Genomic DNA, 14412 nt, shown 5'->3' with positions numbered 1-14412 from the left:
TCCGCCCCGACCGCGACCGCCCGATGCTCAAGCTGCGCCCGCGAAGTCACCAACGAGTAGCCCGTGTCGAGGAGTTCGAGTTCGGGCCGCTCCTCCACATGGGTCAGCAGCCGGGCTGCCTGCTGGCGCAGTGCTCCACGGCTGCCTGCCGAGACCACCAGGGGAAGAGCGGGCGGGGCAGCCACATCAGGCGCGTCCGCAGCGTCCGGAACCGGCGCCGTCGGTGCCTCCTCGATGATCACGTGGGCATTGGTGCCGCTGATCCCGAAGGACGACACACCCGCCCGCCGAGGTTCCTTGCCGCGCGCCCACGGCTGGGCCTCCGTCAGCAGCCTGACCTGGCCGGATGACCAGTCCACATGCGCGTTGGGCTGGTCCGCGTGCAGGGTCTTGGGCAGGACCCCATGGCGCATCGACTCGACCATCTTGATGATCCCGGCGACACCGGCGGCGGCCTGCGTATGCCCCATGTTCGACTTGATCGACCCCAGCCACAGCGGCCGGCCATCCGGCCGGTTCCGGCCGTACGTAGCAAGCAGCGCCTGCGCCTCCACAGGGTCGCCCAACGTCGTACCCGTGCCATGCGCCTCCACCACGTCGACCCGGTCGCTGGCCACCTGGGCGTTGGTCAACGCCTGCTGGATGACACGGCGTTGGGCCGGTCCGTTGGGTGCGGTCAGGGCGCTGCTCGCGCCGTCCTGGTTGACGGCGCTGCCGCGTACGACGGCCAGGATGGGGTGGCCGTTGCGCTGGGCGTCGGACAGGCGCTCCACCAGCAGGACGCCCGCGCCCTCGCCCCAGCCCGTACCATCCGCGGTCGCCGCGAAGGACTTGCAGCGGCCGTCGGGGGCCAAGCCGCGCTGCTCGCTGAAGGCAATGAAGGTCCCCAGCGTGCCCATCACGGTGACGCCGCCGACCAGGGCCAGCGAGCACTCGCCCGCCCTGAGCGCCCGCCCGGCCAGGTGCAGGGCGACCAGCGACGACGAGCAGGCCGTGTCCACCGTCACGGCCGGCCCCTCCAGGCCCAGCGTGTAGGAGACCCGTCCTGACACGATGGAGCCGGTGGCCCCGCCCGCCGCGTAGTCGTGGTACATCACTCCGGCGAAGACGCCGGTACGGCTGCCACGCAACGACAGCGGGTCGATGCCCGCGCGTTCCAGCGCCTCCCAGGAGGTCTCCAGGAGCAGCCGCTGCTGCGGGTCCATCTCCCGCGCCTCACGCGGGCTGATCTTGAACAGTTCGGCGTCGAACTCGGCCGCGTCGTAGAGGAATCCGCCTTCGCGCGAGTACGTCTTGCCCGGCTTCCCCGGTTCCGGGTCGTACACCTCTTCGGTGTCCCAGCCCCGGTCGGTGGGGAATCCGGAGACGACATCCGTGCCGTCCGCGACCAGCCGCCAGAGTTCGTCGGGCGAGGTCACGTTTCCCGGGAATCGGCAGCCCATACCCACGATCGCCAGCGGCTCGTGTTCGCGCTGCTCATTCTCGGTAATCTGTTTACGGGCCTCACGCAGCTCAGTTGTCGCGCGCTTGAGATAGCCAAGAAGTTTTTCCTCGCTACTCACAGAGGTCACCCCGCCATTTCTTCAACTGCGCAGACTCAGCAACAGGACCGAATTCGCTACAGGATCGAATTCCTGAAATGACGCTACTCGGCTTCGACAGGCGGGCCAACCCCTGCCCCTCCTGACCCCACCCCTAAGCATCGGGGCAGGCCGGGTGACCAGTGGAGACGCAGGGGTTCTGCGGCTGCTACGCGGGGTTGTCCAGCTCCGCGTCGAGGATGTCGAAGAGTTCATCGGCGGTCGCCGAACCAATTTCGGGGCCCGATTCCCCGGACTCCGCGTCCAGCTCGCCCCGGAAGCTTTCCATCCACTCTGCCGTCAGGGCGCGAAGTCGCTTTCCGATGCGGGTGTGTTCTTCCTCATCCGGTGCGGCGGACGCCAGCAGGGATTCCAGCTTCGACAGCTCTTCCTCCAAGGGGCTCGCGGGCGCGTTCTCCGCCTCTTCGGCCAGCACCTCGGCTACGTATCCGGCGACGGCGACGGAAGTCGGATAGTCGAAGATGAGCGTGGCCGGAAGTCGGCGGCCGAGCAGGTCGCCCAGCCGGTTTCGGAGTTCGAGCGCCGACAGCGAGTCGAATCCCATGTCCATCAGGCCCCGGTCGGCCTGCACGGCATCGGGCCGCGCATGGCCGAGCACCTCGGCGATATGGCCGCGGACCAGGGTCAGCAGCGCCTTGTCGAGCTCGGCCCCGGCCAGCCCCGCGACGCGCTGCCGCAGGGCCGCGATTCCGGACGGTCCGGCTGCCGTACCGCCGCCGTCGGCGCGCGCGGCGGGGCGGACCAGCGTGCGGAACATAGCGGGCAGCGAGGCCGCCTGGGCGCGGAGCGCCTTGAAGTCCAGGTGGACGGGCACGAGTTGGTGAGGTCCCGGCAGGGTCGCGTCCAGCAGCGACAGGCCTTCGTCCGCCGTCAGCGCGGCGACACCGACCCGTGCCAGCCGTGCCGCGTCGGCCTCGGCCATCCCGCCCGCCATGCCGCCTTGCTGCTGCCACAGGCCCCAGGCCAGGGAGGTCGCCGCGAGGCCTGCTGTCCTGCGATGCGCGGCCAGCGCGTCCAGGAAGGCGTTCGCCGCGGCGTAGTTGCCCTGCCCGGCGCCGCCGAGCGTTCCCGCGATCGAGGAGAAGAGGACAAAGGCCTTGAGGTCCAGGCCCAGTTCGCTGGTGAGCTCGTGCAGATGCCAGGCGGCATCTGCCTTCGGGCGGAGTACGGCGTCGATCCGCTCCGGGGTGAGCGAGGAGACCACACCGTCGTCCAGGACTCCGGCTGTGTGGACGATGCCGGTCAGGGGGTGCTCGGGCGGGATCTCCGCGAGGAGTGCGGCCAGCGCGGCTCGGTCGGAGACGTCGCAGGCGGCCACTCGGGCTTCAGCACCCAACTTGGCCAGCTCTGCCTGGAGTTCTCCGGCGCCTGGAGCCTCCAGACCCCGACGGCTCACCAGCACCAGATGCCGTACGCCATGCTCTTCCACGAGATGCCGGGCCACCAGCGCGCCCAGGCCACCCGTGCCGCCCGTGATCAGCACCGAGCCCTCGGCGCCCCACACACCAGCACCATCGGGGGCCGCTGCGGCCCGTACGAGCCGAGGCACGAGCACCTCACCACCCCGTACCGCCACCTCAGGCTCACCCGAAGCCAAAGCGGCCCGTACCGCATCGGGCGAGTCCTGGTCGTCGGGCAGGTCCACCAGCGCGATCCGGCCGGGGTTCTCCTCGTGTGCCGCCCGCACCAGGCCCCAGACCGGCGCCTGGGTGACGTCCACGGCATCCCCCGGCACAGCGGCGACCGCCCGCCTGGTGACGACCGCGAGCCGGGTCTCGGCGGACTGTTCGTCGGCCAGCCAGTTCCGTACGGACTCCAGCACATCCCGCGTCACCGCACGTACGGCGGCCAGCGTCTCGCCCTCTGCGGGCTGGACGTTCAGCAGTTCCACCTCACCGGGCCGGGGCTCGCCGACCGCTCCGGCCGGAGTCCACTCCACCCGGAACAGCGAATCCCGATGCGCGTTGCCCGCCGCGCTCAGCTGCGCGGGGGACACCTCCCGGGAGTCCAGCGACTCCACCATCAGCACCGGCTCGCCAAACGAGTCGGCCGCCTCGATGACCGAAGCGTCGCCGCCCTTCAGCCGCTGGATACGCACCCGCAGCGCCGTCGTGCCCTCCGTACGCAGGGAGACCCCGTTCCAGGCGAACGGGAGAACGGTCCGCTCGGCCTTCCCCTGGCCCGCCTCGCCCGCCTCGCCCGCCTGGTCCGCCTGTTCGTCGGCGAGCAGCTCCGCGTGGAGTGCCGCGTCCAGCAGCGCGGGGTGCAGGGCGAACCGGGCAGCGTCCGCGTGCGCCTCCTCCGGCAGCGCGACCTCGGCGAAGATCTCATCGCCGCGTCGCCACACCGCCCTCAGGCCCTGGAACACCGGGCCATAGGCGTAACCCCGCTCGAAGAACCGCTCGTACGCGCCCGTCACATCGACCGCTTCGGCCCGCGCGGGCGGCCACTCGGCGAGGCTGCCGCCCATCTGCCCGGTGACGGCTGCGACGGAAGCGAGGACTCCGTCCGCGTGTCGGGTCCAGGGGGCGTCCTCACCGTCGTCGAGGCGCGAGTAGATCCGTACCGACCGCACACCGGCGTCATCCGGCTCGCCCACGACCACCTGAAGCGCCACGGCACCCTGTTCGGGCAGCACCAGCGGCGCCTCAAGCGTCAGCTCCTCCAGCCGCCCGCATCCGACCTCGTCCCCGGCCCGAAGCGCCAGCTCCACAAAGGCCGTGCCCGGCAGCAGCACACTGCCCAGGACGTCGTGATCGGCCACCCAGCCATGCGACTCGGCCGACAACCGCCCGGTCAGCACCACCCCGTCCCCTGCGGGCGAGGCCACGGCCGCGCCCAGCAGCGGATGGTCGACGACCCTCTGCCCCACCCGGGACACATCACCACTCGGCGTCGGACCATCCTGCCAGTACCGCTCCCGCTGGAACGCATACGTCGGCAACTCCACCCGCCGCGCACCCCGCCCGGCGAAGAACGCCGCCCAGTCCACATCCACACCCTGTGCATGAAGCGCGGCGACACCCGCCACCAGCTCCCGCTCCTCGGAGCGGTCACGGCGGAGTACGGGAACGAAGGCACCCTCGGCGGACTCCTGCCCCATGGCCGTCAGTACGGCGTCAGGCCCCAGCTCCAGGAACGTGGTCACCCCGCGCCCGGCCAACTCCCGGACCCCGTCGGCGAACCGGACGGCCTTGCGTACGTGGCGAACCCAGTACTCCGGGTCGGCCAGCTCGGCTGAGGCCAGTGCTCCGGTCACGTTGGAGACGATCGGGATGGACGGCTCGGAGTACGACAGCGACCGGGCGACGTCCCGGAACTCGGCCAGCATCGGCTCCATCAACGGCGAGTGGAAGGNCATCCAGCACGGCATCAAAAGCCTCAGCGAACACCGGAAACGCGCCGTACAACTCCCGGCCCATCCCCAGCCGCTGCGCCCCCTGCCCCGTAAAGAGAAAGGCCGTCAGCCCACCAGACCGAACGCCCCCACCCGCCGACCTGCCCTCCGCCACCGCCGCCAGCCCAGCCAGCAACTCCGCCCGATCCGTACCGACCACAGCCGCCCGCTCGTCGAGCGCCGCCCGCGTCGTAGCCAGCGAGAACGCCACATCGCCCACAGCGAGTTCAGCCCGCTCACTCACATACGCGTGCAACCGAGCGGCCTGCGCCCGCAGCGCCGCGCTCCCCTTCCCCGAGACCACCCACGGCACCACCGACCCATCCGTGGCCGCAGGCGGCTCAACCGACGCCTCCGGAGGAGCCTGCTCCACGATCACATGCGCGTTGGTCCCACTGATCCCGAACGACGACACCGCGGCCCGCCGCGGATGATCCGTCTCCGGCCAGTCCCGCGCCTCCATGAGCACCTCGGCCGCCCCCGCCGTCCAGTCCACCTGCGGCGACAGCTCATCCACATGCAGCGTCCCGGGCAGCACCCCGTGCCGCATGGCCTGCACCATCTTGATGATCCCGGCGACCCCGGCCGCGGCCTGCGTATGCCCGATGTTCGACTTGATCGACCCCAGCCAGACCGGCTGGCCCTCCGGCCGGCCCTGCCCGTACGTGGCCAGCAGCGCCTGCGCCTCGATCGGGTCGCCGAGCGTCGTCCCCGTACCGTGCGCCTCCACCGCGTCCACCAGGTCGGCCGACAGCCGCGCGCTGCTCAGCGCCTGCTGGATGACCCGCTGTTGCGCGGGGCCGTTGGGCGCGGTGATGCCGTTGCTGGCCCCGTCCTGGTTGACCGCGCTGCCGCGCACGACGGCCAGTACGTCGTGACCGTTGCGCAGCGCGTCCGAGAGCCGCTCCACCAGCAGGACGCCGGCGCCCTCGCCCCAGCCGACACCGTCGGCGGCCGCGGCGAAGGCCTTGCAGCGCCCGTCGGGCGCCAGGCCGCGCTGCAGACCGAACTCCACGAACGTGTCCGGAGTGGCCAGTACGGTCACCCCGCCGGCCAGCGCCAGCGAGCACTCGCCGCGCCGCAGCGCCTGGATGGCCAGATGCAGGGCGACCAGCGAGGAGGAACAGGCGGTGTTCACCGAGAGGGTCGGGCCCTCCAGGCCCAGCGTGTAGGCGACCCGGCCGCTGACCAGGCTGCCGTCGGCGCCGCCCGCGTAGTCGTGGTACATCACGCCCGCGAAGGCGCCGACGCGCTGGCCCTTCAGCGTCGTCGGGTCGATGCCCGCCCGCTCGACCGCCTCCCAGGAGATCTCCAGGAGCAGCCGCTGCTGCGGGTCCATCTCGCGGGCGCGCCTCCCAGGAGATCTCCAGGAGCAGCCGCTGCTGCGGGTCCATCTCGCGGGCGTCGCGCGGCGGAGATCTCCAGGAGCAGCCGCTGCTGCGGGTCCATCTCGCGGGCGTCGCGCGGCGCGATCCCGAAGAAATCGGGGTCGAAGTCGGCCACGTCGTGGAGGAAGGCACCGCCGCGCGCATACGTCTTTCCAGGGGTTCCGGGCTCCGGATCGTAGAGGTTGGCCAGATCCCAGCCGCGGTCCGACGGGAAGGACGACACGGTGTCCCTCCCGTCCCGTACGAGGTTCCACAGCTCGTCCGGCGAGGTCACGCCACCCGGGTAGCGGCAGGCCATGGCGACGATGGCGACGGGCTCGTGCTCCCGCTGCTCATAGTCGGCGATCTGCTTACGGGCCTCGCGCAGATCCACCGTTGCCCGCTTGAGGTATTCGAGAAGCTTTTCCTCGTTTTCGCTCACCGTTGCCACGCCTCTCCCACCCGACTTCGCTTGCTTGCTCTGTTCGTCCGACCACGTACACCGACTGCCGCCGCCTATCGGCTCTCGAGTTGTCGACTTCGAGTTATCGGCTTTCGAGTTCGTCGTCGAGCAGGCTGAAGATCTCGTCGGCGGTAGCCGACTTCACATCAGCGCTGTCGTCGCCGCCCCCAGCGGGACGGTTCCGCTCGGTCCAGGCGGCGACCAGCGCCCGGAGTTGGCCCGCGATACGGGCGTGCTCGTCCTCGTCCGGGGTGAGCGAGGCCAGCCCCGACTCCAGGCGGGCGATGTCCGCTTCCAGCGACCCCACACCCGCCGGTCCGCCGTCGCCCGTACCGCCGATCGCGCCCCTGATGTGCTGGGCCACGGCCTGCGCGTTGGGGTAGTCGAAGACGAGCGTGGCGGGCAGCCGCAGTCCGGTGACCCCGTTCAGGACGTTCCGCAGTTCGACGGCGGCGAGCGAGTCGAAGCCGAGGTCCTTGAACGCCCGGTCCGCTCCCACCGCTGCGGTCGTCGTATGGCCCAGTACGGCGGCGACATGCGTCCGTACCAGCTCCCGTACGTGCCGGTCCTGCTCCTCGTCGGACAGCCCGGCGAGCTGCTGCTCCAGCGCGGCACGGCCGGAGTCCGCGCCGCCTGCCGACGCCGCCCGGCGGGCCGCCGACCGCACCAAGCCGCGGAGCACTGGGGGGATGTCGTCCGTACGGGCCTTGAGCGCGGCCGCGTTCACCCGGATGGGAACCCGCATGGCATCGGCGCCACCGTCGGCCAGGGCCGCGTCGAGCGACTCCAGGCTCTCCTCGGGCGTCAGCGCTTGGAGACCCTGCCGGGCGAGGCGCTGCAGCACGCCGTCGCCGAGCTCGGCTCCCATGCCGACATCCCCGGCCCAGAGGCCCCAGGCGAGCGAGGTGGCGGCCAGGCCTTCGGCGCGGCGCCGCTCGGCCAGCGCGTTGAGGAACGCGTTGGCGGCCGCGTAGTTGCCCTGTCCCGGGCCGTCCAGGAGGCTCGCGGTGGAGGAGAAGAGGATGAAGGTCTTGAGGTCCAGGCCCAGTTCACGGGTGAGCTCGTGCAGATGCCAGGCCGCGTCCGCCTTCGGGCGGAGTACGGCGTCGATCCGCTCGGGGGTGAGCGAGGAGATGAGTCCGTCGTCGACCACGCCAGCGGTGTGGACGATGCCGGTCAGGGGCTGCTCGGGCGGGATCTCCGCCAGGAGGGCGGCCAGGGCGTCCCGGTCGGACACGTCACAGGCAGCCACTCGCGCTTCGGCGCCCAACTCACCCAGTTCGGCTCGTAGTTCTGCGGCACCTGGAGCGTCCAGTCCTCGACGGCTCACCAGCACCAGATGCCGTACGCCATGCTCCGCCACGAGGTGTCGGGCCACCAGCGCGCCCAGGCCACCCGTGCCGCCCGTGACCAGCACCGAGCCCTCGGCGCCCCACACACCAGCACCATCGGGGGCTGCTGCGGCCCGTACGAGCCGAGGCACGAGCACCTCGCCACCCCGCACCGCCACCTCAGGCTCACCCGAAGCCAACGCGGCCGACAGCACCTGCTCCGAAGCCTCGGAACCATCCGTGTCGATCACCACGAACCGGCCCGGGTTCTCGGCCTGCGCGGACCGCAGCAGACCCCACACCGGCGCCTGGGTGACGTCCACGGCGTCCCCCGGCACCGCGGCGACCGCCCGCCTGGTGACGACCGCCAGCCGGGCATCGGCAGACTGCTCGTCGGCCAGCCAGTTCCGTATGGACTCCAGTACGCCATCGGCCACTTCACGTACGGCGGCCAGCGTCTCGCCCGCGACGGGTTCGACCCGCAGCAGCTCCGGCAGCGGCCCGGCGTCAGCGGCCGGAGCGGCGGCCAGGGCGGTCCAGTCCAGGCGGTAGAGCGAGTTCGCCCCCGCCTGCCCTGCGGCGCCAAGCTGCTCCGGGGAGACCGGGCGGGAGACCAGCTCCTCCACGGTGAGCACCGGCTGTCCCGCGGAGTCGGCCACCGCCAGGCTCAGGGCGTCCGCGCCCTTGGTGCGGCGCAGCCGCACGCGGAGTGCGCTGGCGCCTGCGGCGTGCAGGGTGACTCCGTTCCAGGCGAACGGAAGCTGCGTGGCGCCCTCGTCCTCACCCTCCTCCGAGAGCAGTTCCGCATGCAGCGCCGCGTCAAGCAGCGCGGGATGCAGCCCGAAGCGGGCCGCATCGGACTCGGCCTGTTCGGGCAGGGCGACCTCCGCGAACACCTCACCGTCGCGGCGCCACACCCCCCTGAGCCCCTGGAACACCGGCCCGTAGTCGTACCCCTGGTCAGCCAGGCGCTCGTACGCACCCTCCAGCGGGACCTGAACGGCGTCCTCCGGTGGCCACATCCCGAGGTCGAAGTCGGGCGCCGAGGCGTTCGGAGTGAGGGTTCCGTCGGCGTGCCGGGTCCAGGGGCCGTCCTCGCTGTCGTCGGGGCGCGAGTAGATGCGTACCGACCGCACACCGGAGTCATCCGGCTCACCCACGACCACCCGCAGCGCCAGACCGCCCCGCTCGGGCAGCACCAGCGGCGCCTCAAGGGTCAACTCCTCCAGCCGACCGCAGCCGACCTCGTCCCCGGCCCGTACCGCCAGCTCCACAAACCCGGTCCCCGGCAGCAGCACACTGCCCAGGACGTCGTGATCCGCCACCCAGCCGTGCGACTGAGCCGACAGCCGCCCGGTCAGTACGACCCCGTCCGACTCCGGCGACACCACACTGGCACTCAGCACCGGGTGATCCACCGCGGCCAGCCCGGCCGAGCTCACATCCCCGACACCGGCATCCACCGGCTCCAGCCAGAACCGCTCCCGCTGGAACGCATACGTCGGCAGCTCCACCCGCCGNACCCCGTGCTCGGCCACCAGGTGCCGGGCCACCAGCGCGCCCAGACCACCCGTACCACCGGTGATCAGCACCGTGCCCTCGCCGTCCCAGGGTGCGGGCCGCGTCTCAGCGGGGGCGGTCTCGCGCGTCAGCCGGGGCGCGAGCATCCGGCCGCCCCTGACCGCGAGTTCGGGCTCGTCGGTGGCGAGTACGCGGGTGAGCAGACCGGTGTCCAGCTCCTCGGTCCGCGCGTCCAGGTCGACCAGGACGACACGGCCCGGGTGTTCCGCCTGGGCCGAGCGCACCAGCCCCCACACCGGGGCCTGGGCGAGGTCGACCGTGTCCTCGTCGGTGGCGACGACCGCGCCCCGGGTCACCAGGACGAGCCGCGCTTCGGGGTCGTCCTCGGCGAGGTGGGACTGGAGCAGCGTCAGCGCCCGGCCGGTGGTGTTCCGTACGGCGGCGGGAACGGCCTGCGTGGTGTCCCCGCTCGCGTGAAGCGCGACGACGGTCAGGCCCGCGAGGTCATCGGCACGGGAGGAGCCGGGTTCCACCGGGCCCCAGGCGATCCGCAGCGGCGTATCGGCGGCCTGCCCCTGTGCGGCCCGCAGCTGGTCCGCCGCGACCGGACGTACGAGGAAGTTCTCGATGCTGGCCACGGGTGCGCCGGTGGTGTCCGCGAGCTCGATGGCCACGGCGTCAGGACCGGTGTGCGTGATCCGCACCCGCAGGGCCGCGGCCCCGGTGGAGTGCAGGGCAACCCCGGTCCAGGCGAAGGGCAGCCGGGTCTCCTCGGAGACCGGCTGCGGGGAGGCGAAGTCGGTAGCGTGCAGTACGGCGTCCAGGAGCGCGGGGTGCAGGGCGAACGCGGCGGCGTCCGGGGCGATCTCGGCGGGCAGCGCGACCTCGGCGTACGCCTGGCCCTCGCCCTGCCAGACGGCGCGCAGGCCCTGGAAGGCCGGGCCGTATCCGTACCCCTGGCCGGTCATCTCCTCGTAGAGGCTGCTGATGTCGACCGGCTGCGCTCCTGGAGGCGGCCACTGGGTGAGGGTGTCGGTGGCGGGCGCGTCGGCGGCGGCCAGCACACCGCTGGCGTGCTGGGTCCACGGGGCGTCGTCGTAGGCGGACTCCGGGCGCGAGTGGAAGGTGATCTCCCGGTGTCCGCTGGCGTCGGGCGCGGAGACGACGACCTGGAGCGCCACGCCGCCGGTCTGCGGGATCACCAGCGGGGTCTGCAGGTTCAGCTCTTCGAGCAGTGCGCAGCGGACCTGGTCACCGGCCTGGACGGCGAGCTCGACGAAGGCCGTGCCGGGTAGCAGGGTCACCCCGGAGATCCGGTGGTCGCCCAGCCAGGGCTGCGAGCGCAGCGAGATCCGGCCGGTGAGCACCGCGCTGCCGTCGTCGGCCAGCGGTACGGCGGCGCTGAGCAGCGGATGCCGTACGGCGACCTGGCCGAGCGCGGTGGCGTCGGTGGCGGTGGCCGGGGCGTGGAGCCAGTAGTGGCGGCGCTGGAAGGGGTAGGTGGGCAGGTCGACGCGGGGGTGGTCGCCGGGCGTGAGGGCGGCCCAGTCGACGCGGGTGCCGTGGGTGTGAGCGGTGGCCAGGGCGGAGAGCAGCTCGCGCCGCCCGTCCCGGTCGCGACGCTGCGCGGCGACCAGCACGACGTCCTCCGCGCTGTCTCCTGCGCTGTCTTCCGCTGGCTGGTCGATGACCTCGCGGGCCATCGCGGTCAGTACGGCGTCCGGACCGAGCTCGACGTACGTGCTCACGCCGGCAGCGCGCAGCGCGCTCACCCCGTCGGCGAACCGGACGGCGGCCCGGACATGGCGGACCCAGTACTCCGGGTCGCGCAGCTCGTCCGAGGTGGCGATCCGCCCGGTCACGTTGGAGACGACGGGGATCGTGGGCGGCCGGTAGTCGAGGATCTGGGCGATCTTGCGGAACTCCGCGAGCATGGGCTCCATCAGCGGAGAGTGGAAGGCGTGCGACACCCTGAGCCTGCTGGTCCTGCGCCCTTCGGCCGCGAAGTGCTCCTTGAGGGCGAGTACGGGCTCCTCGTCACCGGAGACGACCACGGAGCGCGGCCCGTTGACCGCGGCGATGTCCACGCGGTAGGTGAGGTGCGGCCGTACCTCGTCCTCGGTGGCTTCTACGGCCACCATGGCGCCGGTCGCGGGCAGTTCCTGCATCAGCCGTCCGCGGGCGCCTACCAGGGTCGCCGCGTCCTCCAGGGAGAGCACCCCGGCCACATGGGCGGCGGTGAGCTCGCCGACGGAGTGTCCGGCGACGAAGTCGGGCCGTACGCCCCAGGATTCGAGCAGCCGATAGAGAGCGACCTCGATCGCGAAGAGTGCCCCCTGCGCGTAGGCGGTCCGGTGCAGGAGTTCGGCTTCGGGTGAGCCCTCGGGGGCGAACAGCACGTCCCACAGGGAGTGTTCGAGCTGGAGGTCCAGGTGGCCGATGGCGTCGGCGAGGGTGTCCGCGAAGACGGGGTACGCGTCGTGCAGCTCCTTGCCCATGGCCAGGCGCTGGCTGCCCTGCCCGGTGAACAGGAAGGCGAGTCGGCCACTGGTGGCCAGGGACTGGTTGAGGCCGCGTCCGGTGCCGCCACCGGCGGCGGTGCGCAGCGCCCGGACCAGGTCCATGCGGTCGTCGGCGAGCACGACCGCGCGGTGGCGGTGGACGGAGCGGGTGGTGGCCAGGGCGTGGCCGAGCGCGGCGGGGGTGACGTCGGGTCGGGCGTCGAGCAGGTCAGCAAGCCGCTGGGCCTGGGCACGCAGAGCAGGTTCACTCCGCGCGGAGAACGCGACCGGGGTGGGGCCCTGGTGGGACGCGAACACCGCACCCATGCCCTGCCGGGAACCTTCGCCGCCCTGCCGGGCGCCCTCCCTCGACACCGCTCCGGTCGGTGCCGCGCCCGCCGAGGTCGCACCCGTCGGCGCCGGTGTCGACGAGGCCGCTCCCGCCGGGTCTTCCTCGGCCGGGGCCTCCTCGATGACCACGTGCGCGTTGGTGCCGCTGACGCCGAAGGATGAGACCCCCGCCCGGCGCGTCCCGTGCGGGTTGTCCCAGGCCAGAGTCTCGGTGAGCAGCTCGACCGCACCGGCCGACCAGTCGACGTTCGGGGACGCCTCGTCCACGTGCAGGGTCCTGGGCAGGACGCCTTCCCGTAGCGCCATCACCATCTTGATCACGCCTGCCGCGCCCGAAGCGGCCTGGGTGTGCCCGATGTTGGACTTGATCGACCCCAGCCTGAGCGGCCGGTCGGCGGGCCGGTCCTGGCCGTACGTGGCGATCAGGGCCTGGGCCTCGATGGGGTCGCCAAGCGTGGTGCCCGTGCCGTGCGCCTCCACCGCGTCCACGTCGGCCGCGGTGAGCCCCGCGTCGGCGAGCGCCTGGCGCACCACCCGCTGCTGGGCCGGTCCGCTGGGTGCGGTGATGCCGTTGCTGGCGCCGTCCTGGTTGATGGCGGAGCCGCGGACGAGCGCGAGGACCGGGTGGCCGTTGCGCCGGGCGTCAGAGAGGCGTTCCAGGACGAACATCCCCGCGCCTTCGGAGAATCCGGTGCCGTCGGCCGCCGCAGCGAAGGGTTTGCAGACGCCGTCGGGAGCGAGGCCGCGCTGGCGGCTGAAGGCGGTGAGGGTGCCGGGGCTGCCCATCACGGCGACCCCGCCGGCCAGGGCGAGGGTGCTCTCGCCCAGGCGCAGGGACTGGACGGCCAGGTGCAGGGCGACCAGGGAGCCCGAGCAGGCGGTGTCGACGGTGAGGGTCGGCCCTTCGAGGCCGAGCGTGTAGGCGACGCGCCCGGAGACGACGCTGGGCGCGTTACCGGTGAGCAGATAGCCGTCGAGCCCGTCGGGCGCCTCGTGCAGCCTGGTCCCGTATTCCTGCGGTTCGGTGCCGATGAACACGCCGCAGCGGCTGCCGCGGAGCGCGTCGGGGTCGATGCCGGACCGCTCCAGGGCCTCCCACGAGGTCTCCAGGGCGAGCCGCTGCTGCGGGTCCGTGGCCAGGGCCTCGCGCGGGGCGATGCCGAAGAAGTCCGCGTCGAAGTCACCGGCGTCGGGCAGGAAGCCGCCGTGCTGGACGTACGTGGTGCCGGGGGTCTCGGGGTCGGGGTCGTAGAGGGCATCCAGATCCCAGCCGCGGTCGGTGGGGAAAGGCTCGATCACATGAGCCTCGCCGGCCACCAACTTCCAGAGTTCTTCAGGTGAGTTGACCTGTCCGGGGTAGCGGCAGCCGATGCCGACGACGGCGATCGGGTCGTCCGCGGCGGCCGGGCGGGCCGCGAGGGGCTCCACGGCCCGGCCGTGCGGCAGGCCAAGCGCCTCGGTGCGCAGATACTCGGCCAGCGCGGCGGGAGTGGGGTGGTCGAAGCCGACGGTGGGCGGCAGGCTCAGCCCGGTCGCCTCGTTCAGCCGCTGCTGAAGCGCGACCAGGCCCAGCGAGTCCAGGCCCTGCTCCTTGAACGGCCGGTCCGCGTCGATCGGGCTCGACGCCGCGTCAGGCCTGATATCCCGGAGTACCGCCGACGTCCGGGCGCACACCAGGTCGAGCAGGAGGCGGAGTTGCTCCCCGGTCGGCAGGGTCTCAAGTCGGGCACGCTCCATGTCAGAAACAACGCTTCCGGACCCGCTCATCTGCATACTCCACACCTTTTGCGATTTGCGCGGCAAGAAATCGGTGAACTCCCAGGGACAGAGCCTGGGTTGTGACTCTAAGCCGGGCGCGAAGCGCACCCATACCCCTAACC

General features: G+C 72.1%; 3 pseudogenes. All 3 read right to left on the bottom strand.

The window, feature by feature from the left end:
* Positions 1–1562, bottom strand: a pseudogene (locus tag U9R90_RS18675) (type I polyketide synthase); the annotation flags it as partial.
* A 187-nt stretch (positions 1563–1749) separates the two neighbouring features.
* Positions 1750–6807 (bottom strand): annotated as a pseudogene (locus U9R90_RS18670) (SDR family NAD(P)-dependent oxidoreductase).
* A 103-nt stretch (positions 6808–6910) separates the two neighbouring features.
* Positions 6911–14257, bottom strand: a pseudogene (locus U9R90_RS18665) (SDR family NAD(P)-dependent oxidoreductase); the annotation flags it as partial.
* Positions 14258–14412 lie beyond the last annotated feature (155 nt).

Source organism: Streptomyces sp. E11-3 (assembly GCF_046540415.1).
Classification (GTDB): Bacteria; Actinomycetota; Actinomycetes; order Streptomycetales; family Streptomycetaceae; genus Streptomyces.
This window is presented reverse-complemented; position numbering and strand designations above follow the sequence as displayed.